Origin of the sequence: Agromyces chromiiresistens, from assembly GCF_029167465.1 — a bacterium.
In the GTDB taxonomy this organism is placed as follows: Bacteria; Actinomycetota; Actinomycetes; order Actinomycetales; family Microbacteriaceae; genus Agromyces; species Agromyces chromiiresistens.
In genome coordinates, this window is sequence record NZ_JARFNL010000001.1 from 91,011 (window position 1) to 116,057 (window position 25,047).

22 protein-coding genes are annotated in these 25,047 nt (G+C 72.4%); 16 read left to right on the forward strand and 6 right to left on the reverse strand.

Features of this window, described 5'->3' with window-relative positions:
- The first annotated feature begins 56 nt into the window (after nucleotides 1-56).
- The 5 genes from PX701_RS00445 (at nucleotide 57) to PX701_RS00465 (ending at nucleotide 6,481) form a co-directional block, all read left to right on the forward strand.
- Nucleotides 57-905 (forward strand): nitrilase-related carbon-nitrogen hydrolase, encoded by an 849-nt coding sequence (locus PX701_RS00445; RefSeq protein WP_275505171.1) that lies wholly within the window; start codon nucleotides 57-59, stop codon nucleotides 903-905.
- A gap of 90 nt (nucleotides 906-995) precedes the next feature.
- Nucleotides 996-2,438 (forward strand): dihydropyrimidinase, encoded by a 1,443-nt coding sequence (hydA, locus tag PX701_RS00450; RefSeq protein ID WP_231429593.1) that lies wholly within the window; start codon nucleotides 996-998, stop codon nucleotides 2,436-2,438.
- 58 nt (nucleotides 2,439-2,496) lie between these two features.
- Nucleotides 2,497-3,528 (forward strand): TIGR03842 family LLM class F420-dependent oxidoreductase, encoded by a 1,032-nt coding sequence (locus PX701_RS00455; RefSeq protein ID WP_231429594.1) that lies wholly within the window; start codon nucleotides 2,497-2,499, stop codon nucleotides 3,526-3,528.
- A 22-nt stretch (nucleotides 3,529-3,550) separates the two neighbouring features.
- The gene (locus PX701_RS00460; RefSeq protein ID WP_231429595.1) at nucleotides 3,551-4,876 is read left to right on the forward strand and encodes an aspartate aminotransferase family protein; all 1,326 of its coding nucleotides are present in this window, start codon (nucleotides 3,551-3,553) and stop codon (nucleotides 4,874-4,876) included.
- A 111-nt stretch (nucleotides 4,877-4,987) separates the two neighbouring features.
- On the forward strand, nucleotides 4,988-6,481 hold the full coding sequence (locus PX701_RS00465; RefSeq protein WP_231429596.1) for a CoA-acylating methylmalonate-semialdehyde dehydrogenase: 1,494 nt from the start codon (nucleotides 4,988-4,990) through the stop codon (nucleotides 6,479-6,481).
- Nucleotides 6,482-6,494: 13 nt separating this feature from the next.
- Here the strand turns inward: PX701_RS00465 and PX701_RS00470 are convergent, their stop codons facing one another.
- The 4 genes from PX701_RS00470 to PX701_RS00485 all read right to left on the reverse strand — a co-directional run bounded on the left by PX701_RS00470 (nucleotide 6,495) and on the right by PX701_RS00485 (nucleotide 9,495).
- On the reverse strand, nucleotides 6,495-6,977 hold the full coding sequence (locus PX701_RS00470; RefSeq protein ID WP_275505172.1) for a CinA family protein: 483 nt from the start codon (nucleotides 6,975-6,977) through the stop codon (nucleotides 6,495-6,497).
- A gap of 1 nt (nucleotide 6,978) precedes the next feature.
- Nucleotides 6,979-7,758, reverse strand: a complete 780-nt coding sequence (locus PX701_RS00475) for an enoyl-CoA hydratase/isomerase family protein (RefSeq protein WP_275505173.1) — start codon at nucleotides 7,756-7,758, stop codon at nucleotides 6,979-6,981.
- A 123-nt stretch (nucleotides 7,759-7,881) separates the two neighbouring features.
- Nucleotides 7,882-8,595, reverse strand: a complete 714-nt coding sequence (locus PX701_RS00480; protein WP_275505174.1) for a hypothetical protein — start codon at nucleotides 8,593-8,595, stop codon at nucleotides 7,882-7,884.
- Nucleotides 8,596-8,631: 36 nt separating this feature from the next.
- Nucleotides 8,632-9,495, reverse strand: coding sequence for a helix-turn-helix transcriptional regulator (locus PX701_RS00485; protein ID WP_275505175.1), 864 nt, complete (start codon nucleotides 9,493-9,495; stop codon nucleotides 8,632-8,634).
- Nucleotides 9,496-9,564: 69 nt separating this feature from the next.
- Here PX701_RS00485 and PX701_RS00490 point away from each other — a divergent pair, with 69 nt between their 5' ends.
- The gene (locus PX701_RS00490; RefSeq protein WP_275505176.1) at nucleotides 9,565-10,161 is read left to right on the forward strand and encodes a dihydrofolate reductase family protein; all 597 of its coding nucleotides are present in this window, start codon (nucleotides 9,565-9,567) and stop codon (nucleotides 10,159-10,161) included.
- Between the two features lie 51 nt (nucleotides 10,162-10,212).
- On the opposite strand, the gene PX701_RS00495 is transcribed toward PX701_RS00490, so the two are convergent.
- Nucleotides 10,213-11,136, reverse strand: a complete 924-nt coding sequence (locus PX701_RS00495) for a LysR family transcriptional regulator (RefSeq protein WP_231429603.1) — start codon at nucleotides 11,134-11,136, stop codon at nucleotides 10,213-10,215.
- 138 nt (nucleotides 11,137-11,274) lie between these two features.
- Between PX701_RS00495 and PX701_RS00500 the strand changes: the two genes are divergently transcribed.
- The 9 genes from PX701_RS00500 (at nucleotide 11,275) to PX701_RS00540 (ending at nucleotide 22,124) form a co-directional block, all read left to right on the forward strand.
- Entirely contained in the window at nucleotides 11,275-11,397 is a 123-nt protein-coding gene (locus tag PX701_RS00500) for a hypothetical protein (RefSeq protein WP_255679833.1), read from the forward strand.
- Between the two features lie 392 nt (nucleotides 11,398-11,789).
- A complete protein-coding gene (locus tag PX701_RS00505; protein ID WP_275505177.1) occupies nucleotides 11,790-12,530 on the forward strand; it encodes a Type 1 glutamine amidotransferase-like domain-containing protein in 741 nt (246 codons plus the stop codon).
- Nucleotides 12,527-13,882, forward strand: coding sequence for an anaerobic C4-dicarboxylate transporter family protein (locus PX701_RS00510; protein ID WP_275505178.1), 1,356 nt, complete (start codon nucleotides 12,527-12,529; stop codon nucleotides 13,880-13,882). The genes PX701_RS00505 and PX701_RS00510 overlap by 4 nt, the downstream gene beginning before the upstream one ends.
- A 19-nt stretch (nucleotides 13,883-13,901) precedes the next feature.
- Nucleotides 13,902-15,335: a threonine/serine exporter family protein gene (locus PX701_RS00515; protein WP_275505179.1), complete on the forward strand. Its 1,434-nt coding sequence runs from the start codon at nucleotides 13,902-13,904 to the stop codon at nucleotides 15,333-15,335.
- A gap of 10 nt (nucleotides 15,336-15,345) precedes the next feature.
- Nucleotides 15,346-15,906 carry an orotate phosphoribosyltransferase gene (pyrE, locus tag PX701_RS00520; protein WP_231429607.1) on the forward strand — a complete coding sequence of 187 codons (561 nt, stop codon included), beginning with the start codon at nucleotides 15,346-15,348 and terminating at the stop codon, nucleotides 15,904-15,906.
- Nucleotides 15,906-19,484, forward strand: coding sequence for a hypothetical protein (locus tag PX701_RS00525; protein WP_275505180.1), 3,579 nt, complete (start codon nucleotides 15,906-15,908; stop codon nucleotides 19,482-19,484). Before pyrE ends, PX701_RS00525 begins: the two co-directional genes overlap by 1 nt.
- A 17-nt stretch (nucleotides 19,485-19,501) precedes the next feature.
- A complete protein-coding gene (locus PX701_RS00530; protein WP_275505181.1) occupies nucleotides 19,502-20,461 on the forward strand; it encodes a ribokinase in 960 nt (319 codons plus the stop codon).
- A complete protein-coding gene (locus tag PX701_RS00535) occupies nucleotides 20,458-21,390 on the forward strand; it encodes a nucleoside hydrolase (RefSeq protein ID WP_275505182.1) in 933 nt (310 codons plus the stop codon). Before PX701_RS00530 ends, PX701_RS00535 begins: the two co-directional genes overlap by 4 nt.
- A gap of 38 nt (nucleotides 21,391-21,428) precedes the next feature.
- On the forward strand, nucleotides 21,429-22,124 hold the full coding sequence (locus PX701_RS00540) for an NUDIX hydrolase (RefSeq protein WP_374201079.1): 696 nt from the start codon (nucleotides 21,429-21,431) through the stop codon (nucleotides 22,122-22,124).
- A 228-nt stretch (nucleotides 22,125-22,352) separates the two neighbouring features.
- Here the strand turns inward: PX701_RS00540 and pdxR are convergent, their stop codons facing one another.
- Entirely contained in the window at nucleotides 22,353-23,912 is a 1,560-nt protein-coding gene (gene pdxR / locus PX701_RS00545; RefSeq protein WP_231429611.1) for a MocR-like pyridoxine biosynthesis transcription factor PdxR, read from the reverse strand.
- Nucleotides 23,913-24,019: 107 nt separating this feature from the next.
- Between pdxR and PX701_RS00550 the strand changes: the two genes are divergently transcribed.
- Nucleotides 24,020-25,027, forward strand: a complete 1,008-nt coding sequence (locus tag PX701_RS00550; protein WP_231429612.1) for an aldo/keto reductase — start codon at nucleotides 24,020-24,022, stop codon at nucleotides 25,025-25,027.
- The last annotated feature ends 20 nt before the right edge of the window (nucleotides 25,028-25,047 follow it).

Consider the following 25,047-nt stretch of genomic DNA (forward strand, 5'->3'; position numbering starts at 1 on the left):
TGGGTCGACAGGCACCATGAGCCACGAGAGCACCTCGAAGTGCGGCAGGAGGCAGCATGACCACCGTCCGAGCGGCCATCACCCAGACGACCTGGACCGGCGACAAGGCATCGATGCTCGACAAGCACGAGCAGTTCGCCCGAGACGCCGCAGCGCAGGGCGCGCAGGTCGTCTGCTTCCAAGAGCTGTTCTACGGCCCGTACTTCGGCATCACGCAGGATCAGAAGTACTACCGCTTCGCCGAGGCGGCCGACGGGCCGATCGTGCAGCGCTTCGCCGCGGTCGCGAAGGAACTCGGCACCGTCATGGTGCTGCCGATCTACGAAGAGGCCGAGACCGGGGTCTACTACAACACCTCGGTGCTGGTCGACGCCGACGGCGAGATCCTCGGCAAGTACCGCAAGCACCACCTGCCGCACCTCGACCGGTTCTGGGAGAAGTTCTACTTCCGCCCCGGCAACCTCGGCTACCCCGTCTTCGACACCGCGGTCGGCCGGGTCGGCATGTACATCTGCTACGACCGGCACTTCCCCGAAGGGTGGCGCGAGCTCGGCCTGAACGATGCGCACATGGTGTTCAACCCGAACGCGACGAAGCCCGGCCTCTCGAACCGCCTGTGGGAGGTCGAGGGCCCGTGCGCCGCGGTCGCCAACGGCTACTTCGTGCTGCAGCCGAACCGCGTCGGCCGCGAGGACAACGAGTACGGCGAGCTCGCCGTCGACTTCTACGGCACGAGCCAGGTCATCGACCCGCGCGGCAACTTCGTCGGCGAGCGCGGCTCGAGCGAGCACGAGGAGCTGCTCGTGCGCGACCTCGACCTCGACATGGTGCGGCAGATGCGCGACGACTGGCAGTTCTACCGCGACCGCCGGCCCGACTCCTACACGAAGATCGCGAAGCCGTGAAGTCGTCGATCGAGTAGCGAAGCGGATCGAGATCACGCAGGTTCTCGATACGGCCACCGGCCTACTCGACCGGCGGAGATTGGAGCATCAATGACCACGACCCTCATCACCGGCGGCACGGTCGTCAGCGCGACCGGTCGCGCCGCGGCCGACGTGCTCATCGGCGGCGAGCGCATCGTCGCCCTCCTCGAACCGGGTTCCGAACTGCTCGGCACGGATGTCGCGGCGAGCGCCGATCGCGTCATCGACGCCACCGGCAAGTACGTGATCCCCGGCGGCATCGACGCGCACACGCACATGCAGCTGCCGTTCGGCGGCACCGAGGCGAGCGACACGTTCGAGACGGGAACGCGTGCCGCCGCGCACGGCGGCACGACGTCGATCATCGACTTCGCCGTGCAGCGCTACGGCGAGCGCGTGCAAGACGGCCTCGCCGCCTGGCACGAGAAGGCCGCGGGCAACTGCGCGATCGACTACGGCTTCCACCAGATCGTCGGCGGCGTCGACGACGACGCCCTCGCCGCGATGCGCGCGCTGCCCGACGAGGGCATCTCGAGCTTCAAGCTCTTCATGGCCTATCCGGGCGTCTTCTACTCCGACGACGCCCAGGTGCTGAAGGCGATGCAGGTCTCGCGCGACACCGGCATGCTCACGATGATGCACGCCGAGAACGGGCCGGCGATCGACGTGCTCGCCGAGCAGCTCGTCGCAGCGGGCAAGACCGACCCGTACTTCCACGGCATCGCCCGAGCCTGGGAGATGGAGGAGGAGGCGACGCACCGCGCGATCATGCTCGCGAAGCTCACGGGCGCCCCGCTCTACGTGGTGCACGTGTCGGCGAAGCAGGCGGTCGAGCAGCTCGCGTGGGCGCGCGACAAGGGGCAGAACGTGTTCGGCGAGACCTGTCCCCAGTACCTCTACCTCTCGCTCGAAGACCAGCTCGCCGCATCCAGCGACCAATGGGGTGCCTTCGAAGGCGCCAAGTGGGTGTGCTCGACCCCGCTGCGCTCGCGAGAAGAGGGGCACCAGCAGGCGATGTGGCAGGCGCTGCGCACGAACGACCTGCAGATGGTCTCGACCGACCACTGCCCCTTCTGCATGAAAGACCAGAAAGAGCTCGGGCTCGGCGACTTCCGCAAGATCCCGAACGGCATCGGCGGCGTCGAGCACCGCATGGACCTCATGTACCAGGGCGTCGTGACCGGCGAGATCACCCTCGAACGCTGGGTCGAGCTCACGTCGACGACGCCGGCGCGCATGTTCGGGCTGTACGGCCGCAAGGGCGTCATCCAGCCCGGCGCCGATGCCGACGTCGTGGTCTACGACCCGAACGGGCGCACCTCGATCGGCTACGGCGAGGGACGCACGCACCACATGAACATGGACCACTCCGCGTGGGAGGGCTTCGAGATCGACGGGCACGTCGACACGGTGCTCTCGCGGGGCAAGGTCGTCGTCGACGGCGGCGAGTACCTCGGCGCCAAGGGCGACGGCCGGTTCCTGAAGCGCGGCCTGAGCCAGTACTTGAGCTGACGTCGTCGGTCGAGGAGCGCGAAGCGCGTATCGAGACCACGGCATGGAAGGAGACGAAATGGACTTCGGCGCAGTGCTGCAGACCAACCCGCCGTCGGCGCGGGCGATCCAGCTCGCCAAGCTCGCGGAGGACCACGGCTTCAGCCATGTGTGGACGTTCGACTCGCACCTGCTCTGGCAGGAGCCGTACGTGATCCACTCCCAGATCCTCGCCGAGACGCGCAAGATCACGGTCGGCCCGTTCGTGACGAACCCCGCCACCCGCGACTGGACGGTCACCGCGAGCGTGTTCGCCACGCTCAACGAGATGTACGGCAACCGCACGATCTGCGGGATCGGTCGCGGCGACTCGGCGGTGCGCGTGACGAACGGCAAGCCGACCACGATCGCCGAGCTGCGGGAGTCGATCCACGTCATCCGCGAACTCGCGAACTCGCGGCCGGTCGAGTACCACGGCTCGACCCTGCAGTTCCCGTGGAGCGAGGGGTCGAAGCTCGAGGTGTGGGTCGCCGCGTACGGTCCGCTCGCGCTCAAGGCCGCCGGCGAGGTCGGCGACGGCTTCATCCTGCAGCTGGCCGACGTCGACATCGCGGCGTGGATGATCCGGCACGTGCGCGAGGCCGCCGAGGCCGCGGGCCGCGACCCCATGTCGGTGAAGATCTGCGTGGCCGCCCCCTTCTACATCGGCGACGACCGCGCGCACATGCGCGACCAGTGCCGCTGGTTCGGCGGGATGGTCGGCAACCACATCGCCGACATCGTGGAGAAGTACGGCTCGAAGTCGGAGGCCGCGGGCGGGGCCGTCCCCGAGGCGCTGTCGTCGTACATCGCCGGTCGCAAGGGCTACGACTACAACGAGCACGGCCGCGCCGGCAACACGCACACCGACTTCGTGCCCGACGAGATCATCGACCGCTTCTGCCTGCTCGGCAACGCCGACGAGCACATCGAGAAGCTCGAGCAGCTGAAGGCGCTCGGCGTCGACCAGTTCGCCGGCTACCTGCAGCACGACAACAAGGAGGAGACGCTTCGCGTCTACGGCGAGACCGTCATCCCGGCGCTCGCCGACCACGTCACCGCGAAGCGCTGATCCGTTCGACGAAGGGCACCCCATGACCGACAGCCTCACCGACGGGCTCGACGAACTCGCGCGAGAGCTCGACCAGGCGCACGTGTTCCACTCCTGGTCGGCGCAGGCGGCGCCGCCGGGACTCGTCGTCGCGAGCGGTCGCGGCTCGCGGGTGTGGGACCACGCCGGACGCGAGTACCTCGACTTCTCGAGCCAGCTCGTGAACGTCAACATCGGGCACGAGCACCCGGCCGTCGTCGCCGCCATCCGCGAGCAGGCCGAGCTGCTCACGACGATCGCACCGTCGACCGTCAACCTCGCCCGCGGCGAGGCGGCCAAGCGTATCGTCGACCGAGCGCCCGACGGCTTCTCGAAGGTGTTCTTCACGAACGGCGGCGCCGACGCGAACGAGAACGCGGTGCGCATGGCACGCCTGCACACCGGCCGCGACAAGGTGCTCTCGACGTACCGCTCCTACCACGGCAACACCGGTGCGGCGATCGTCGCGACGGGCGACTGGCGGCGCATGCCGAACGAGTTCGCCCGCGGCCACGTGCACTTCTTCGGTCCCTACCTGTACCGCTCGGAGTTCTGGGCGTCGACGCCCGAAGAGGAGTCGGAGCGCGCCCTGCGTCACCTCTCCCGGGTGATCGAGTCGGAGGGGCCGCAGACGATCGCGGCGGTGCTCCTCGAGACGATCCCCGGCACCGCAGGCGTCCTCGTGCCGCCGCCCGGCTACCTCGCCGGGGTGCGTGCGCTGTGCGACGCGCACGGCATCCTGCTCATCCTCGACGAGGTGATGGCGGGGTTCGGTCGCACCGGCCGCTGGTTCGCGTTCGACGGCTACGACGTGCGCCCCGACCTCATCACCTTCGCGAAGGGCGTGAACTCGGGCTACGTGCCCGCCGGCGGCGTCGTGATCTCCGACCCGATCGCGGCGACCTTCGACGACCGGGTGTTCCCGGGCGGGCTCACCTACTCGGGCCATCCGCTCGCGATGGCGTCGATCGTCGCAACCCTCGACGCCATGTCGTCGGAGCGCATCGTGGAGCACGCCCGCGAGATCGGCGCCGAGGCGATCGCCCCGGCCCTCGGAGACCTCGCCGACCGGCACGACGTCATCGGCGAGGTGCGCGGCGAGGGCGTGTTCTGGGCCGTCGAGCTGGTCGCCGACCGCAAGACCCGCGAGCCGCTGCCGGCCGCGGCCATGGGCCGCATCAAGTCCGCGCTCATCGGGCGCGGGCTGCTGCCATTCATCCAGGACAACCGCATCCACGTCGTGCCGCCCTGCGTCGTCACGGCCGACGAGGTCGCCGAGGCGGCCGCGATCTACGACGACGTGCTGGCGACCGCACTGGTCGCCGACTAGCGGAGAAGGAGGTCGGTCGAGGAGGCGCGCAGCGCCGTATCGAGGCCACACCGGCATGCTGGTCTCGATGCGCTCCTTCGTCACCACTCGACCGGCGAGAGGAGAACGATCATGACCGACACCATCCAGCACTGGATCGGCGGGGCGCCTGCGGGCGGCGACGCCGCCCGCACCGGACCCGTCTACAACCCCGCGCTCGGCGTCGAGCAGAAGCGGGTGGCGTTCGCCGAGGCATCCGACGTCGATGCCGCGGTGGAAGCCGCGGCCGGCGCCTTCCCCGCCTGGCGCGACACCTCGATCGCGAAGCGCCAGCAGGTGATGTTCCGGTTCCGCGAACTGCTGAACGAGCGGTCGGGCGAGCTCGCCGAGATCCTCACGAGCGAGCACGGCAAGGTGCTCGGCGACGCGCAGGGCGAGATCTCGCGCGGCCTCGAGGTCGTCGAGCTCGCCTGCGCGATGCCGTTCGCGACGAAGGGCGAGTACTCCGAGAACGTGTCGACCGGCGTCGACGTGTACACGCTGCGCCAGCCCGTCGGCGTGGTCGGCATCATCTCGCCGTTCAACTTCCCGGCGATGGTGCCGCTGTGGTTCTTCCCGCTCGCGATCGCGACCGGCAACACGGTCGTGCTGAAGCCCTCCGAGAAGGACCCGTCGGCTGCGGTCTGGCTCGCCCGGCTCATGCAGGAGGCGGGGCTGCCCGACGGCGTGCTCAACGTCGTGCACGGCGACAAGGTCGCCGTCGACGCCTTGCTCGAGCACCCGACCGTGCGCTCGATCTCGTTCGTCGGCTCGACGCCGATCGCACGGTACATCTACGCGACGGCCACCGCGAACGGCAAGCGGGTGCAGGCCCTCGGCGGCGCGAAGAACCACATGCTCGTGCTGCCCGACGCCGACCTCGACCTCGCGGCCGACGCCGCGGTGAACGCCGGCTTCGGCTCCGCGGGCGAGCGGTGCATGGCGATCTCCGCGGTGCTCGCGGTCGAGCAGGTCGCCGACGAGTTCGTGGCAAAGGTCGCCGAGCGGATGTCGCGGCTCACGACCGGCGACGGTCGGCGCGGCTGCGACATGGGCCCGCTCATCACCCGCGAGCACCGCGACAAGGTCGCCGGCTACCTCGACGTGGCGGCGACCGACGGCGCGAGCGTCGTCGTCGACGGGCGCGACCCGCAGGTCGACGGCGACCCGAACGGCTTCTGGATGGGCCCGACCCTCGTCGACCGGGTGCCGACATCGTCGGCGGTGTACCGCGACGAGATCTTCGGCCCCGTGCTCTCGGTCGTGCGGGTCTCGGGCTACGAGGAGGGGCTCGGGATCATCAACGCGTCGCCCTACGGCAACGGCACGGCGATCTTCACGAACGACGGCGGGGCCGCCCGCCGGTTCCAGCGCGAGGTGACGGTCGGCATGGTCGGCATCAACGTGCCGATCCCCGTGCCGGTGGCGTACCACTCGTTCGGCGGCTGGAAGGACTCGTTCTTCGGCGACGCCAAGGCCTACGGCGCCCGCGGCTTCGACTTCTTCACGCAGGAGAAGGCGATCACCTCCCGCTGGCTCGACCCGAGCCACGGCGGGATCAACCTGGGCTTCCCGCAGCACGAGTAGCCGCGGGCGCGCCTCAGGCGATCGGGGCCAGGGCGTCGCGAAGCAGGCGCAGCGCGGCGCCCACCGTCTGGTGCACGACCTCGGACGGGTCGCCTTCGAACTGGAAGTGCACGTCGTGGATCTCGCCGCGCACGGCGACCGCCGCGAAGACGCTCCCCGCCGGTTCGCCGTCGGCCGGGTCGGGGCCGCCCACTCCCGTCACCGCGATCGCGGCGTCGGCGTCGAGGAGCCGGGCGGCACCCGTCGCGAGTTCACGTGCGCACTGCGCCGATGAGACCGATTCGGCGGTGACGCCGAGCACCTCGCGCTTGACGCCCTCGGCGTAGGCGATGATCCCGCCGCGGAACCAGTCGGATGCCTCGTGCCCCGCGCCCAGCGCGTTCGAGAGCGCGCCGCTCGTGAGCGATTCGGCGGCGGCCACGGTGAGACCCGCCGCCTGTGCGCGGTCGGCGACCTCCTCGGCGATGCGCATGAACTTCTCGGCCGGATCCTTCATGTCAGCCCCTTCGTGCGGTGAACGCCGCGATGCGTGCCTGCGCCTCGGGCGTCGCGAACGCGGCGCCGATCGTGCGCGCCTCGTCGTCGAGCGCGTCGCCGAACGGGCGGACGAGCCCCGATCGCACGAGCCGTTTCGCCTGCCCGAACGCGGCGGTCGCCCCGTCGAGCCAGGACCGCGCGACGTCGAGCGCACGCGGCGCGACCTCATCGGGCGCGACGACCTCGGTGACGAGACCCCAGTCGAGCGCCTCGGCGGCGGTGATCGTGCGCGGGGTGAGGGTGAGCTCGAGCGCGCGACGCGTGCCGATCGCCTCGGGCAGCAGCGTGCTCACCCCGCAGTCGGGCGTCAGCCCGACGTCGCTGTACCGGCTCGCGAACGTCGCCTGCTCGCTCGCGACGATGAGGTCGGCGACGAGCATGAAGCCGAGCCCGCCGCCGGCGACCGGCCCCTGCACGGCCGCGACGATCGGCTTCGCGCTCTCGCGCAGCGTCAGGTGGCCGTCGTGGATGCGGTCGGCGAGGCCCGTGATCACGCTCGCGGCGTCGCCGCCCGCGGCGGCGAGCTCCGACATCGCGACGACGTCGCCGCCCGCGCAGAACGCCCGGCCCGAGGCATCCAGCAGCACCGCGCCGACGTCGTCGCGCTCCGCGATCTCGTGCGCGATCTCCTGCCAGCGCGCGATCGCGCCGGGGTCGACGGCGTTGAGCCTGGCGGGGCGGTTGAGGGTGACGCGGGCGAGCCCGTCGGTCACGTCGAGGAGGATCGCGTCATCGGCCATGACGCCGGAGCCTACTCGTCTCGTCGGCTGCGCGCGCGGGCGTTGGCGACCTCCTGACGCGAGCACCCCGACCGGGCCGCACGGGCAGTGGCGGATCGCCAACCCGGGGGCAGCCGACCGGTGTCAGACGCCGAAGTCCGGAGCCGGTGCGTTGAGGCGGGCGATCTCGCCCGTGTCACCGTCGCTCAGCACGTTGACCGAGTAATGCCGCTCGCCGCTCGTGGCCGGGTTCGGCGGGATCGACACCGTGCCGATCTGCGAGACGACGGTGTTGAGCCCGGACGACGGATCGACGTACGGGGACCCGGAGGTGACGCCGATCGTCACCGTCGACAGCAGGTCGCCGACCTGCACGCCGTCGGCCGAGCCGATGCCGGGTGCCGAGCCGATCGGCAGGCCGCCCGCGGTCGCGGCGTCGACGAAGACCCAGTGGTTCGGGATGTCGGGCACGGTGCCGGGCGTGTCGGAGTCGTAGAGCCGCAGGCCGTCCCAGACGTGCTCGACCCCCGGCGGGGACTCGAGCCCGCCGGGGTGCGGTGTGTCGACCGGCGCCCCGAGCACGGCGGTGAGGCCCGCGACGACCTCGTCGGTCGGCTGGAAGTAGTCGTAACTCTCGATGATCGCGCCGCCTGCGTCGCGAACGGTGATCGCCTCGGCTGAGATATCGATGGATGCCGCAGCGGGAGCCGTGCTCTCGGTGGGCGGTGCGCTCGCGCTCCCGGTCGACGGGCCGCTCGGCGAGTCGGGCGACGACGCCGGCGCGCACGCACTGAGCGCGACGACGGCGAGGAGTGCGGTGGCGGCGAGCACGGCTACGCGTGCGGCTGGGCGCGACATGGCTGGAGCCTAGCGGTCGGCGGGGGCGCACCGATATCAGGGCGTGCCCTGATAACCGGGCCACCCGATGGCGGCCTGCGCGGTCGTCAGGTCGCTGCCGACGAGCGCGGTCGGGGTCCACCCCGCGTACCTCCGGACTTCGCGCACCAAGTGGCTCTGGTCGGAGAATCCGAGACGGGCCGCCACGTCGGCGGCGGGCAGCGACCGGAGGGCGACCGCAGCGCGCTCGAATCGCACGAGACCCGCGGCGGCCTTCGGCCCGATGCCGACCTGCTCGGTGAAGCGCGAGGTCACGTGGCGCTGGCTCCACCCCGTCTGCTCGACCAGGTCGCCGACCCTGACCCGCCCGCCGGAACGGCCGATCTGCCGCCACATCCAGCCGACGAAGGGCTCGACCGGCCGGCCGCGTCCGAGCAGGTCGAGCAACACGCGGTCGATGAGCGCGAATCGGCGCGGCCAGGTCCGAGCGGCCCACAGCTGCTCGACCAGCCGGTCGTCGAAGACCGGGACCGCGTCGGCGAGTTCCACCACGCGGGCCGCGAGCTCGCGGCCCGGCAGGCCGAGCAGTCGGGTGACGCCGAGCGGGGTCAGGTAGACCTGCAGGCAGTGCTGCTCCGCGTCGAACTTCGTCGTCGCGTGGCCGGGCATGATGCCGGCGACGAACGACATGTGGCGACCCGTGCCCTCGCCGGCCGAGAGGTCGACCACGTCGAGGGGCCGTCCGAACGACAGCACCAGCGGAATCAGGGTTCCCGCCACCTGGCGGCGTACGACGGGACGGTCGACGCGTTCGTGATGGCCCACGATGCCGGCCACGAGTCCGGCGAACTCGGGGCGCACGCGATGTCGCACCAGGACCGGGCCCGGTGCGGTCGTCTCGATCACCACGTCGTTCTTCATCGTCGGTCGATTTTCTTCAAGCCGTCGGCGGCTGCTGCCGCGCAGCATGGGTCATGGAAGGAGAACATGATGCGCAGACTGATCGCGATCGAATTCCTCTCGGTCGATGGAGTCATGCAAGGACTCGGGTCGCCCGACGAAGACCGCGAGGGCGGCTTCGAGCACGGCGGATGGGGAGCACCCTACGCCGAAGCGATCCATGCCTCCAGCGCCTCAGGCGGGCTCGGGGGCACGACCGCCTACCTCTTCGGGCGGAAGACCTACGAGAAGATGGCGGCCTTCTGGCCGTCGGTCCCCGACGGCAACCCGATCGCCGCCCACATGAACGCCACCGAGAAGCACGTCGCGACGGGCACCATGACCGAGTTCGGCTGGCACAACACGAGGGCACTGAGCGGCGACCTCGTCGACGGCGTCGAAGCGCTGAAGCGAGCCGGCGACGGTGCCATCGCGATCCTCGGCAGCGGCGTGCTCGTGCGCGCGCTGCTCGAGGCCGGGCTGATCGACGGGCTGCGACTGTTCGTGCACCCGCTGATCCTCGGGTCGGGCAAGCGACTCTTCGGCGACCTCGAGAGCCCGCGCGCGCTCGCGCTGACCGGCTGCGACACCACCCCCATGGGAAGCCTCGTGCTCGAATACGACGTCGAGCACGACGACGAGCCCTGAACGGCGAGCGGATGCCTCGTGGCGCGTCGCGACCGCGACGGGCGCCCGCGGCTACCGGTCGTTCTCGAGGTGCTGTCGCTCGAGCCGTGCCGACTGGGAGACGAGCACGTCGAGCACGGTGCGCACCGCGAGCCGCTCTGCGACGTCGGGTCGCACGAGCGCGACGATCTGCCGGGCGCTCGCGACACCGCGAAGCGGCTTCAGCACGATCGAGTCGGGCACGGCACCCGAGGTGTACCTCGGAACGAAGGCGATGCCGAGGCCGGCCTCGATGAACGCCTCCATGATGCGCATGTCGCTGAACCGCTGGCTCACGACGGCACGACGGCCGGCCTGCTGCTCGATCGCGTGCAGGATGCGTTCGAACGGGAACCCCGGCGGCACGCCGAGCCAGTTCTCGTCGACGAGGTCGGCCGGGGTGACCTGGGCGCGGCCGGCGAGCCGGTGATCCGCGGGCAGGCCGATGTCGAGCGGCTCGGTGAGGAGCGGCACGACGGTGAGGCCGCGGCCGCCCCACGGCAGCATGCCCGGCATCGTGTGCGCGAGCACGATGTCGTGGTCGGCCGTGAGGTCGCCGAACTCGGCGAGCTCGGGATCGAGGTCGGTGGCGTGGACGACGAGCCCCGCCACCTCGGAGAGCTCGATGAGCACCGAGGGCAGCAGGGTCGCACCGATCGTCGGGAACGTCATCAGCGTGACCTCGCCCGAGGGGTCGTTGCGGAACTCGTCCCACAGGGCGGTCGCGTGCTCGATCGCGATCGCGACATCGGCCGCGCTGCGCGCGAGTGCGTGCCCGGCGCTCGTGAGCACGACGCCGCGGCCGCTGCGTGCGGTGAGCGGCATGCCGGCTTCGCGTTCGAGCACCTTGAGCTGCTGCGAGACCGCCGAGGGGGTGCGGCCGGTCGCCTCGGCCACGGCCGTGACGCTGCCGCGTTCGGCGAGTTCGCGGAGCAGGTCGAGGCGTCGCACATCCATGAAGCAATACTACAACGTTGATGTAGCATTGTGAGCTTGTGCTGAATAGTTCGAGGCGAGAGAATTGTGACGTCGAACGGATGCAACGGTGCACGGTCGCTCGACTCAACCGCATCGTTCCACCCGAAGGGATCCATCGTGATCAGCGTCATCGTTCTGCTCAGCGTCGTCTCGGTCGCCGCCATCGCCGGCTCGATCGTCGTCACCGCGCGCGACGGCTACCGCCGCCAGCCGCGAGAGACGTTCGCGCGCACCGTCTGAGTGCCGCGAATCCCCGGAGGTCCGTTCTCCAGGGCATGCAGGGCCGCCGCGCGGGGGAGGGACACCCCTGTGAAGCGAGTGCGGCCCGACAGCAGGGCCGCCGCGCGGGGAGGGACACCCCCTGTGAAGCGAGCGCGGCCCGACAGCAGGGCCGCCGCGCGGGGGAGGGACACCCCCTGTGAAGCGAGTGCGGCCCGACAGCAGGGCCGCCGCGCGGGGGAGGGACACCCCCTGTGAAGCGAGTGCGGCCCGACAGCAGGGCCGCCGCGCGGGGGAGGGACACCCCGCGGGGCGGCCCTTCTGCTTCGACGGACGCTCCCGCCGCGCCTCTCGACACCGCTCGCCGCCGCCCGATAGCGTGACCGCAGGGCTGGCGCACGAGGGGGGACGCGATGGCGCATGTGGTGGCGACCGGGGCCGGCAAGGCCATGATGGAGCGGCGCAACGATCCGACGCACGACTACATCCTGGGGCTCACCGGCAAGGAGCGCCCGCGGGTGCTGTTCGTCGGCACCGCGACGGGTGACGAGCAGGCGTACACGCTGAGCTTCTACAAGACCTACGACTCCGACCGGTGCGCCCCGCACCACCTGACGCTCTTCCACCGCGATCTCGACGACCTCGCGGAATTCGTGAAGGGCTTCGACGTCATCCACGTGGGCGGCGGCAACACGGCGAACATGCTCGACGTGTGGAAGCGCCAGGGCCTCGACGACATCATGCGCGAGATGTGGCAGGATCCGGCCTCGAACGTCGTCTTCACGGGTGGCTCGGCCGGCGGCATCTGCTGGTTCGAGGGCGGCACGACCGACAGCTACGGTCCGACCCTGCAGGTGCTGCCCGAGGGGCTCGGGTTCCTGCACGGCAGCTTCTGCCCGCACTACGACGCGGAGGACCAGCGGCAGCCGCTCTTCCATGCGGCGCTCAAGAGCGGTGAGCTCGCCACCGGCTACGCGGTCGGCAACCTGCAGTCGCTGCATTTCGAGAACCAGGAGTTCGTGACCGCGATCAGCCCCGTCGACCCGCCGCTCGCCCTCAGGGTCGAGGCGGTCGACGGCGAGATCGTCGAGACTCCGCTCCCGGTGCGGGTGCTGGCGCCCACCGGGCCGATCAAGAAGGGGCCGAGCGCGTGAACGACAACGTCTGGATCCTCGTCGCCCAGCTGCTCGTCGTCGTCCTCGCGATCTTCATGGGCACCCGCACGAGCGGGATCGGACTCGGCGTCTGGGGTCTCGTCGGCGTCGCGGTGCTCGTCTTCGGGTTCCAGACGCCACCGGGCAACGCGCCGGTCGACGCGGTGTTCATCGTGCTCACGGTCATCACCGCGGCCTCGGTCATGCAGGCCGCGGGCGGCATCGACTGGATGGTGTCGGTCGCGGCGAAGGCGATCAAGTCGAGGCCGAAGAGCGTCGTCTTCCTCGCGCCCGCGATGTCGTTCCTCTTCACCGTCGGGGCGGGCACGGGCAACATCTTCTACCCGCTGCTGCCGGTCATCTACGACGTCTCCTACGACCAGAAGATCCGCCCCGAGCGGGCGCTGTCGGTCTCGGCCGTGGCCTCGCAGGTCGGCATCCTCTGCAGCCCCGTCTCGGCGGCGACCGCGTCGCTCGTCGTGCTCCTCGCGCCGAGCGGCGTCGACCTGGGCCAGGTGCTGCTGATCATGTGGCCCGCGTCGATCGTCGGGCTCTTCCTCGCGTCGCTCGTCATGGTGCGGCACGGCAAGAACCTCGAGGACGACCCCGAGTACCAGCGGCGCCTCGCCGAACACCTCATCAAGCCCCCGGCCGAGGACACCACCGAGCGCAAGCTGCCGAAGACCGCCGTGCTCTCGGCGTCGATCTTCCTCGCCGGCGTCGGGTTCATCGTGCTCATGGGCCTCTTCGAGGGGCTCCGCCCGATCATCGGCACCGACGACAACGGCGACCCGGTGCGCGTCTCGGTGACGGTCATCATCGAGGTCACGATGGGCGTCATCGCCGCGCTCATCTTCGTCTTCTGCAAGGTCAAGTCGGCCGATGTGCCGAAGCAGTCGACCTTCCCGGCGGGAATGGTCGGCGCGTTCGCGCTCTTCGGCATCGCGTGGCTCGCGAACACCTTCGTCGCGTACAACAACGACCTCATCGTCGAGGGGCTCGGCTCGCTCGTCGCAGGGTCGACGGCGTTCGTCGGAGCGCTCCTGTTCGCGCTCGCGCTGTTCCTCGTCGCGATGCTCACGACGAGCCAGTCGAGCGCGACGAACGCGATCGTGCCGATCGGCCTCGCGATCGGGCTGCCGGCCTCGCTCATCGTCGGCCTCTGGCCCTCCGCGATGGGCATGTACACGCTGCCCGCGAACGGGTCGCAGGTCGCAACGGCGGCCTTCGACCAGACGGGCACAACGCAGCTCGGCAAGTTCGTGTTCGACCACTCGTTCCAGCTGCCGAACCTCGTGTACGTCGTATCGGCGATGATCATCGGCGTGCTGCTCTCGTTCGTCGTGGTCTGAGGCGCCGGGGAGGCATCCGATGGTCGAGGCCGCAGACCGCACCATCCTCCGCACCTTCCTGCTCGGACTCGCGGAGGGGATGAACGCGGCCGCCGATTCGGTCGACCACATCCACGAGGCGCTCGTGCGCGTCGCTCGCGCGTACGGTCGCGACGACACCGACGTCGTCGTCATGCCGACGGTGATCATCGTGCAGACGGGTCACGGCGAGGAGGGCCACGTCGCGCTCCGCTCGGCCGTCAACGCCTCGTTCCGGTTCGACCAGATCGCCGAGCTGTACCGGCTCGTGGGCGAGGCGGAGCGGGCCGAGATCGATCCGCTCGACGGCATCCACCGCCTCAACGAGATCGGTGCCATGAAGCCGGCGCACGGCTGGCTCGTGCGCACGTTCGGGCATGCCGTCCTCGTGACCGGCCTGGCGCTGCTGCTGGCGCCGACCTGGCAGGGCGCGATCATCGCGTTCGGCCTCGGGGCGTTCGTCGGTCTGGCGAAGCTCGTGCGCTCGCCGACCCTGCAGCTCGTGTTCCCGGTCTTCGCCGCTTTCGCGTGCGCGCTGGTCGTGTTCCTGATCGCGCCGTACGTCGAGATCGGCGATCCGATCCGGCTGCTCATCGCGCCGCTCGCGACGTTCCTGCCGGGCGGCGTGCTGACGACGGCGGTCGCGGAGCTCGCGGTCGGGCAGATGCTCTCGGGAGCCTCGCGTCTCGTCTTCGGCATGGTGCAGCTCGCGCTGCTCGCGTTCGGCATCCTGGCCGCCGGCACCGTGGTCGGCGTGGCCAGCACGAGCTACTCGCCGCTCGAGGCATCCGCCCCGTTCCCGTGGTGGACCGCGATCCTGGGCGTCCTGCTGTTCGCGGTGGGCAACTACCTGCACTTCTCGGCGCCGCGCCGCACCTTCGGCTGGGTGCTGCTCGTGCTCGTGGTCGCCTACGCGGGGCAGGCGGTCGGCACCGCGTTGATCGGTTCGACCGTCAGCGGCTTCATCGGGGCGGTGGCGATGACGCCCGTCGTGCTCTGGATCGCGTCACTGCGCAACGGCGCGCCGTCGCAGCTGACGTTCCTGCCAGCGTTCTGGCTGCTCGTGCCCGGAGCGGCCGGACTCGTCGGCCTCACCGAGGCGGTCGGCACCGCGCACGGCCTCGAGGACTTCGCCGATGCGCTCACCGCGATCATGTCGATCGCGCTCGGCGTGCTCATCGGCACCGCCCTGTACCGGGTCGTGCATCACGGGGCGGAGGAGCTCGCCGAGTTCCACATCGACGTGCCCGCTGCGCTCGCCGAGGAGCGGGAACCGCCGTTCTGGGCGCGACTCGTGCCGGGCACGCCGCGCTCGCTGTGGGGCGGGCGGCGTTCGCGCCGCCATGGCGAGGGGCCGTCATCGGATGCCTCGGGCCGGGAGCGTTCGGAGGGGTCGTCCGATTCCACCCCTTCCTCTCAGGCAGGCGGGCCGTAAAGTATTGCGGGTGACCACGCACGACTCCGACACCCGCCGCAAGCTCATCGAGCACATCTCGGCCGATGCCGTGTTCCACGGCGACTTCACGCTCACGAGCGGCAAGAAGGCGACGTACTACGTCGACCTGCGCAAGGTGAGCCTCGACCACCGCGTCGCCCCGCTCATCGGGCAGGTCATGCTCGACCTGATCGCCGACATCCCCGACGTGGCCGCCGTGGGCGGCATGACGATGGGCGCCGACCCGATCGCGTCGGCGATCCTGCACCAGGGTGCCGCGCGCGGACTCGCGTACGACGCGTTCGTCGTGCGCAAGGAGCCGAAGGACCACGGCCGCGGCAAGCAGGTCGAGGGCCCCGAGCTCGCCGGCAAGCGCGTGATCGTGCTCGAGGACACGTCGACCACCGGCGGCTCGCCGCTCAAGGCCATCGAGGCGCTGCGCAAGGTCGGCGCCGAGGTCGTCGCCGTCGCCGTCGTCGTCGACCGTGCCACGGGCGCCCGCGAGGTCATCGAGGCCGAGGGCGTGCCCTACCTGTACGCGATCGGCCTGGAAGACCTGGGCCTGGCCTGATGAACGAGCGGCAGGGTTTCGACGACGGCGCCGACTGGCTGCTCGCGCAGCTCGCGGGCGGGGCAGCCGATGCGCCCGCGACGCCGACGGCGCCCATGCCGCAGGCCGCACCGCCGGTGCACGGCGCGCCGCAGGTGACGTCGGGCGCGCGTTCGGCGTTCGCACCGCCGCCTTCGCCCGTCGGTCGGGTGCCGCACGCGTCGGCAGCTCCGACGCCGCCCACCACCCCCGCCGCACAGGTCGCACCGCCGACGCCGACCGTGCCCTCGCGACACGACGAGGTGCTCGACTGGTTCTCGCTCGCCGAGCCGCCGGCGTCCGACACCGCGACCCGAGCGCTGCCCGTCGTCGGGTCGCCCGCCGAGGCCGCACCCCAGGGCCTCGCCCCCTCGCCTGCCGCCGCTTCGGCGCCGCCGACGTGGACGCCGCCGTTCTCGGTCGCCCCGCCGACGCCCACCGTCCATCTGACCGAGGTCGAACCGCCGGTCGGGAGCGCCCCGGCGACCCCGCCTGTCGCGCCGGTCGCGCCGGCGTGGGACGCGCCTGCGCTCCCGGTGGACCCCGCCGCCTCAGCCGCGCCGGCTGCGCCCGCGTGGGATGCGCCTGCCGCGCCCGCGTGGGACGCGCCTGCCGCGCCGACCGCGCCCGCATGGGATGTGCCTGCCGTGCCGGCTGCTGCAGTCGACCCGACGGTGCCCACCACCGGTTCCGTCGCACCCACCGCGTGGAACACCCCCCCAGCGCAGCCGGCCCCGCCCGCTGCGCCCGCCTGGGACGCGCCGGTGGCCGAGACCGCGTGGGGTGTCGCTGCGCCGGTCGCGCCCGGTCCGGCGTCAGCACCGGTCGAACCGCAGCGCCCGCCGGTGCCGCCCGGTCCGGTCACCCCGACCGCACCGTTCGCCCTGACCTGGGGTGAGCAGGAGGCGCGTTCCGAGGCGGAGCTCCGTGAGGCGTTCCAGCGCCTGTCCCAGGAGTCCGCGACCGTCGCGGCATCCCGGCCCGGCGAGACTTCCGCCCCCGAGGCCGGCGCTCCAGCGCAGCCGACCGAGCTCCCCGAGCCGGGGCCGGTGCCGACCGCCGAGGCGGACGACCCGTTCGCCGGCTACTCCGCGCCCCCGGTCGCCCGCAGCTCGTTCACCCCGGTCGGCGGCATCCCGGTGCAGCACCCGACGGCACCGCCCGAGGCGCCCGCAGGGTGGGGCGAGCAACCCGCGCCGCGGGCCGCCGCGAGCTACGACGCCGAACTCTGGGCGGCGCTCAACGATCCCGACGGGAATCAACCGGCCGCATCCGCATCCGCATCCGCATCCGCGTCCGCATCCGCACCCGCGTCGTTCGTCCCCGTGGCCGAGACGCCTGCGCCGGCTCCCGCACCCGACCTGTTCGCGCCTGCGCCTGCGCCTGCACCCGAGACGTCCGCACCGATGCCCGACGCGACCGCGGCGGAACAGGCGGCCCCTCCGGCGAGGAGCCGCTTCGACGCGTTCGCCGAGCAGCTCGAGCAGCCGTACGTCCGCGACGCCTCGGCCGACACGCGGACCGCGATGTTCCCGGCGATCGCGCCGGCCGCACCGGGCGTGCGGCCCGAACCGCCGGCCGACGACGCGTCGACCGCAGACACCCCGACCGTCGCCGCCTCGATCCTCGATGCCCCCTTCGCGCCGGTGCCGCCCACGCGACAGCCCTTCCCGGCGTTCGCCGCCGAGCCGCGGCGGCCGGCACCGACGCCTGCGGCCGAGCCCGTCGACGACCTGCTCGCCGCGCTCGGCGGAGCCTCGACGCCCCGGACCGAGGTCGACCCGCCCGCCGGCGCCATCCCGATCGTCGGCACCGCGGCCTTCGCCGCGGCCGCGGCGGCCGCAGCCGAGGCTGCGGCGAGCTCGGCCGCGGTCGCGACGCCGTTCGGCGCGCCCGCACCGGCCGCGCCGGCTTCGCCCGGTCCGTCGGGTGGGCTCGGCGAGCTCGGACTGTCGTTCGGCGACGACGCCGACGGTGCCGACCTCGCAGACGACGACACGGATGGCGACGAGCCCCGTGGCCGCCTGCGTCTCTTCGGCCGGCGCCGTACCGATGAGGCGGATGACGAGGACGAGGTCGACTCGCCGATCGCACGCGAGCTCGCCGAGACCGGATACTTCTGGAACCTCACGCCCGATCCGTCGGCGGAGGACCCGCGTGCCGAGGCGACGGGATCGGTCTCGGCGATCCTCGCAGCCGCGAACGACGCCGCGGCGACGGGAGCCCAGGTCTCGACGCCGGCGGTCGCCGGCGCGGCGGCGGGCGTTCCTGCGGCATCGCCGTTCGACGCCCCATCGCCCGGCTGGGACGACCGTGGCGCGGGCGACGTGGAGTCGTCGGTCGGCTTCGACCCCTCCTCCGCGAGCCTCGCCGGCCTCGCGGCTCCCGTGGCCTTCGCCGCCCTCGACGAGCCGGGCGACCTCGAGCCGGGCGACCTCGAGCCGGCCGACGTGCCCGCGTGGGACGAACCCGCCGGCTGGGGCGACCCTGCCGGTCGCGGCGAGCCCGAACCCGACGAGTTCGACCCGACCTCGACCGCAGCCGACGCCGCGTCGCACTTCGGCGCCGTCGCCTTCGACGATGATCCCTTCGCCGCGACGCCCGTCGACCCGTCGTCCGCGGAGGCGCCGGACGTCGCCGTCAAGCCCGTGACCGACGGAATCCAGGTGCTCTTCGGATTCTCGCCCGCGACCGCGCCGCAGCCGATGGTGGGTGCGTTCGCGCCGGCCGCCGCCCAGCCTGCGGCGACGGCGCTCATGCCGACTGTTCCGGTCGGCGCCGCGTCTGCGCCGTCCGCCGGCTCGACTGCGGGCGCCGGCCTGTTCGCGTTCGCCGGCGGCAGCGCCGGTGCGGGCGGTGCGACGGGCGGCGGCGGACCGATCCGCGGCGCCTCCGGCCCCGGTGCGGGCGGCTCCGGCACGGGCGGTGCGGGCTCCCCCTCGGGCGGGGGTGGGGGCCGCGGCGGATCGGGCTCCTCCGATCCCACCGGTGGAGACGGAAAGCGAGGCATCCGCCCCCTGGTCTGGATCGCCGGCGCCCTCGTCGCCCTCCTCGTGATCGCCGGCCTCTTCTGGCTCGGCACGCAGATGTCGAAGGGCGGCGGGGCTGCGGCATCCGGCACGCCGACCGCCGAGACGAGCGAGACGCCCACGCCCGAGCCGACCGCGGCGCAGCCCGCGGGGGTGCACGCGTGGGACACGCTCTTCGGCGGCGAGTGCCTCGAGCCGTACACCGACGCCTGGCAGCAGGAGTTCACCGTGGTCGACTGCGCGACGCCGCACGCGGCGCAGCTCGTCTACCGCGGCACGCTGCCGGGCGACGCGGCCGCCGCGTATCCCGGTGAGACCGAGCTCGCGTCGCAGATGAACCTGTTGTGCACCGCCGACGGCGTCATCGACGTCGCGGCCGTGTCGGGCATGACCGACCTGCAGGTTCAGGGCGCGTACCCGGCCGACGCCGCGCAGTGGGACGCGGGTGCACGGTACTACTACTGCTTCGCGAGCCGCTCGAGCGGCGAGAAGCTGACCGCCAGCATCGCCGGCCCCGGCCCGGCCGCCTGAGCCGGGGCGAGGTCGACATGGCCGAGGGAGGTTCGCGCGTGCTCGTCGTGGGCTCGCTCAACGTCGACGCGACGACGTACGTCGAACGATTCCCCGAGCCCGGCGAGACGATCGCCGCACACGCGTTCCAGACGGCGCTCGGCGGCAAGGGATCGAACCAGGCCGTCGCTGCGCACCTCGCCGGCGCCGACGTCGAGCTCGTCGCCCGCATCGGCGACGACGCGAACGGCGGACTCGCCCTGACCGTGCTCGACGGCTTCGGCCTGCCGACCCGCGGCGTCGAGCGCACCGCCGGGTTGCCGACCGGCATCGCCCAGATCACCGTTGCCGACTCGGGCGAGAACACCGTGATCGTCGCCGCCGGCGCGAACCACGAGCTGGGCCCCGACGTCGTCGACTCCGCACGCGAACGCATCGCGGGCGCGGGCCTCGTGCTCACGCAGGGCGAGCTGCCGGTCGCGACGATCGAGCACCTCGCGGCGATTTGCGACGCGCTCGGCGTGCGCTTCGTGCTCAACCTCGCGCCGCCCGTGCCGACCACGGCAGCGACGCTCGCCGTGTGCGATCCGCTCGTCGTGAACGAGCACGAGGCGCGTGCCGTGGGCATCCGGCCGGATGTCCCGGAGCCGCCGTCCCTCGACGACTGGCGCGACCTCGCGGCCGCGGCGGTCGGCCGGGTCGCCCGGTCGGTCGTCATCACGCTCGGTGCCGCCGGCGCCGTCGCCGCGACGCGCGCCGGCAGCTGGGCCCTGGCCGCGCCCGCCGTCGAGGCCGTCGACACGACCGGTGCCGGCGACTGCTTCACCGGCACGCTGAGCGCCTTCCTCGCGGAGGGACGTCCGATGCCCGACGCCGTGCGCATCGCCGTGGCGGCGGGCGCGCTCGCGGTGCAGCGGCGCGGCACGGTCGACTCGTACGCCCCGCGCGCCGAGGTGCTCGCCGCCGCGGGCCTCGACGACCCGGGCGGTGCCGCATGAGCCTGCCCGTCATCGTCGACTGCGACCCCGGGCACGACGACGTCTTCGCGCTCTGGCTCGCGGCGGGGCATCCGGCCCTCGACCTGCGCGCCGTGACGACCGTCGGCGGCAACGTGCCCCTCGAGCACACGAGCCGGAACGCGCGCGTCGCGCTCACGGTCGCGGGTATCGACGGCGTGCCGGTCGCCGCCGGCGCTGCGGGGCCGATCGCCCGGGTGCTGCAGACCGCCGAGTGGATCCACGGCGAGAACGGGCTCGGCGGCCCGGTGCTGCCCGAGCCGACCGTGCCGCTCGACGAGCGCACCGCGACCGAGCTCATGGCCGACACCCTGCTCGCCGCCGACGAGCCCGTCGCGATCGTCGCGACGGGTCCGATCACGAACGTCGCCGTGCTGCTGGGCGACCGGCCCGATGTCGCCGACCGCATCCGCGAGGTCGTCTGGATGGGCGGCTCCACCGAGCGCGGCAACGCGACCCCGTACGCGGAGTTCAATGCGCTCGTCGATCCCGAGGCGCTCGACCTCGTGGTGCGCAGCGGCGTGCGGTTCACGATGGTCGGGCTCAACGTGACGCATCGCGCGCTCGTCACCCCCGCCGTGCGCGAGCGGCTGGCCGGCGCGGGCAACCGCACCGCGTCGTTCGCGGGGGAACTGCTCGACTTCTTCTGCCGCACGAACGACGAGGTGTTCGGCATGCCCGACGGGCCGCTGCACGACCCGGTCGCCGTCGCGGTGCTCGCCGACCCCGATTGCGTCGCCCTGCGGCGCACCCGCCTCGACGTCGAGCTGCAGGGCACGGAGACGCTCGGCGCGACGAGCGTCGACTTCGACGGGATGCTCCGCCGCGAGCCGAACGCGTTCGTCGCGGTCGAGCTCGACGTCGACCGATTCTGGGGTCTCGTCGAGGCATCCCTCGCTCGTCTCGGCTGACGGGCGCGGCGTCGGCGGGGCGGGGTAGCCTCGGGAGGGTGACCGCAACTGGAGCCGCTCGCGACGAGCTGGCCGCGCTCGTCGGCGACGCGACGTTCCTCGACGACTGGCGCGACGGCGCCGAGTTCGGCGAGATCGAGTACCGCGACGCCGCCGTGCTCATCCTGTTCGGCGTGCTCGACGAACTGCCGAGCGAGCATACCGCGCACGATCGCGCGGTCTCGCGCGACCTCGACGTCCTGCTGCTCGCCCGGGCCGAGACCCTGCGCTCGCACGCCGGCCAGGTCGCGTTCCCCGGCGGGCGCGTCGATCCGGGCGACCGCGACGTGGTCGACGCGGCGCTGCGCGAGGCTCGGGAAGAGACGGGGCTCGACACCGCGGGCGTCGACGTGCTCGGCACGCTGACGCCGTTGTCGGTTCCCTACTCGGGCCACATGGTGACCCCGGTGCTCGGCTGGTGGCGGTCGCCGTCGCCGGTCGGCGTCGTCGACGTCGCCGAGTCGTCGGCGGTCTTCCGAACCCCGGTCGCCGACCTCGTCGACCCGGCGAACCGCTACACCACGGTGCTGCGCCGCGACGGGCAGGAGTGGCGCGGGCCCGCCTTCCTGCCGACGGTCGCCGGGCGGCAGCACCTCGTCTGGGGATTCACCGCGCTCGTGCTCGACAAGATGCTCGACCGGCTCGGCTGGGCCGAGCCGTGGGACGAGGGGCACGAGCTCGACCTCGAGCCCTGATGCCGTGCGGCGACCATCGGTCGTGGGGTCGCCGCTCGCGGCGTAGGCCGTGCGGCCGGGCCCACTCGATCGCCGAGTGTGGCCGTTCGCACCGGATGTTGCCGCTGAACGGGCAACGACGGGTGGCAACGGTCACGCTCGGCGACGCGACGCGACGCGACGCGACGAGACGCGACGCGACGAGACGAGACGAGACGAGACGCGACGCGTCGGCGAGCGTGCGGCGGCTCAGGCGAACGAACGGATGACTCGCGCGAGGCGCGCGACCGCCTCGTCGACGACCGCGTCGGAGAGGTTGCCGTAGCCGACGACGAGCGCCTCCGGCATCGAGTGCGCGCTCGACGCACGGTAGCGGGTGAGGTCGGCGACCGCGAGCTCGGCGCGTGCCGCCGCCGCCGAGACGTCGCTCGCACGAACGCCCGCCGGCAGTGCGAGCACGGCGTGCATGCCCGCGGCGATGCCCGACACCGCGAGTTCGGGGAGCTCGCGCCCGAGGGCGGTGAGCAGGGCGGCGCGCCGCCGCCGGAACCGCCCGCGCGCGGCGCGCAGGTGCCGCTCGAGGTCGCCCCCTTCGATGAACTGGGCGAGCGCCGCCTGTTCGAGCGTCGACGGGCGGGGGCGCTCGGCCAGCCGCACCCGCTCGCGGAGCGCGGGCGGCATGAGCGCCCAGCCGAGCCCGAACACCTGCGCCATCGACTTCGAGAGCGATCCGACGAGCACGACCCGGTCGGGGGCGAGCCCCTGGAGCGCGGCGATCGGTCGGCGGTCGTAGCGGAACTCGGCGTCGTAGTCGTCCTCGATGAGCACGCCGTCGACGCTCCGCGCCCAGCGCACGATCGCGTCGCGCCGTGAGGGCGAGAGGGCGGCACCCATCGGGAACTGGTGCGCGGGCGTGATGAGCGCGGCACGGGCGCCCGTGCGCCGGGCCGCCCGCTCGAGCGCCTCGACGTCGATGCCGTCGCCGTCGACCGGCACGGGCACCGGGGTGAGGCCGGCGGCCGCGGCGACCTCGCGCAGCTTCGACCAGCTCGGGTCCTCGACGACGATCGCCGAGTGCCCGGCGGCCTTGAGGCTCGCGACGACCGCCGTCATGCCGTCGGTCGCGCTGTGCGTGATGACGACGTCGTCGGGCGCGGCGACCGCGTGGCGCGACCGTTCGAGGTACGCGGCGACGGCGGTGCGTGCCGAGGGATGGCCGAGCCGGTCGACGACCGTGAGCTCGGCGTCGGGCAGCACCTCGAGCGCGCGCCGCACGGCAGCCGCCCACCGCGTGCGCGGCACGTGCCTGAGGTCGGGCACGCCGGGCCCCAGGTCGAACCGCGGGCGCCGGTACTCGCCGCGCAACCCCGACGGTCGTCTCGTCGCCCCGGCTGCGGCCGGTGGTCGAGTCGTGACGAAGGCCGGTGTCGAGGCCTCGTCATCAGGTCTCGAGACGCGTGCTCCTTCGTCGCTCGCCACGACCCGAGCACGGATGGCCGCAGCGGGTTCGACCAGTGGGGATGTCGCGGCGCGCGCCGGGACGCGCGTGCCCGAGCCGACCGTCGCCTCGAGGAACCCCTCGGCGACGAGCTGCCCGTAGGCCTCGGTCACCACCCAGCGCGAGACGCCGAGCGTCTCGGCGAGGGCGCGGCTCGGCGGCAGCGCGGCGCCCGCGGGGGCCCGCCCGCTCGCGACCGCCTCGCGGATCGCGCGTTCGAGCCGGTCGCGCAGGGGAGCGGGGCCCGGGCCGAGGTCGAGCATGGTCTCCCACGCGAGGGCCGGTGTGCGGGCGGCAGTGGGGCGAGGCATCCGGTCTCTCGATTGGTCTGGTCGAACGAGTACTGATTGGAGTGTATGCCCGAGCCGATCGGTTCGTACGCTCGAAACCGTCAACCCCACCGATGGAGGAGAACCCCATGCGATACCGCACGATCGGCAACGGCCGCACGAGCTTCGACGTCTCGACGATCTGCCTCGGCACCATGCAGATGGGCACGAAGATCGACGAGGCCACCTCGTTCGCGATCCTCGACCGCTTCGTCGAGGCCGGCGGCACGTTCATCGACACGGCGAACAACTACAGCTTCTGGGACGGCGGGTACGGCCGCGACAGCGAAGACCTGATCGGCCGCTGGCTCGAGAGCCGCGGCGTGCGCGACCGGGTGCGCATCGCGACGAAGGTCGGCGCGGCGAAGAAGGACCCGGCGCTGCCGCTCTCGAACGTGCCGCCGACGAACTTCCAGGGGCTCGGCGCCGACATCGTCGACTGGGAGGTGCGCGAGAGCGCCAAGCACCTCGGCGTCGACCGCATCGACGCCGTCTACGGCCACGTCGACGACCTCGAGACGCCGCTCGCCGAGACCGTCGGCGCCTTCGGCGCACTGCAGGACGAGGGGCTCGTGGGCGTCTCGGGCATCTCGAACGTGGCGCTGTGGCGCATCGTCGAGGCGCGCGAGGAGGCGATCCGCCAGGGCGTCTCGCCGTACGGCCTCGTGCAGCAGCAGTACAGCTACATCTACCCCGTCCCGAAGCTCGGCCGGCAGAACTTCGTGACGCCCGAGCTGCTCTCGTATGCGGCATCCACCGGGGTCGACGGCCGCGCGCCGCTCGCCGTCACCGCCTACTCGCCGCTGCACCAGGGCGCGTACACGCGTCGCGACAAGCCGCTCTGGGGCGGCGTGAACCACCCGACGACGTACGCGCGCATCGAGTTGCTGCACGAGGTCGCGCGCGAGGTCGGTGCGACGCCGAACCAGGTCGCGCTCGCGTGGCTGCTCGGTCGCGAGGTGCCGGTCATCCCCGTCGCGGGGCCGTCGAGCGTCGCCCAGCTCGAGGAGGTGCTCGGCGCCGCCGAGCTCGACCTCGACCCCGAGGTGCGCGCGCGGCTCGACGCCGACCCCGAGGAGGCGCCGCTCGCGGCGTGAGCCGTGCGGCGGGGCTCACT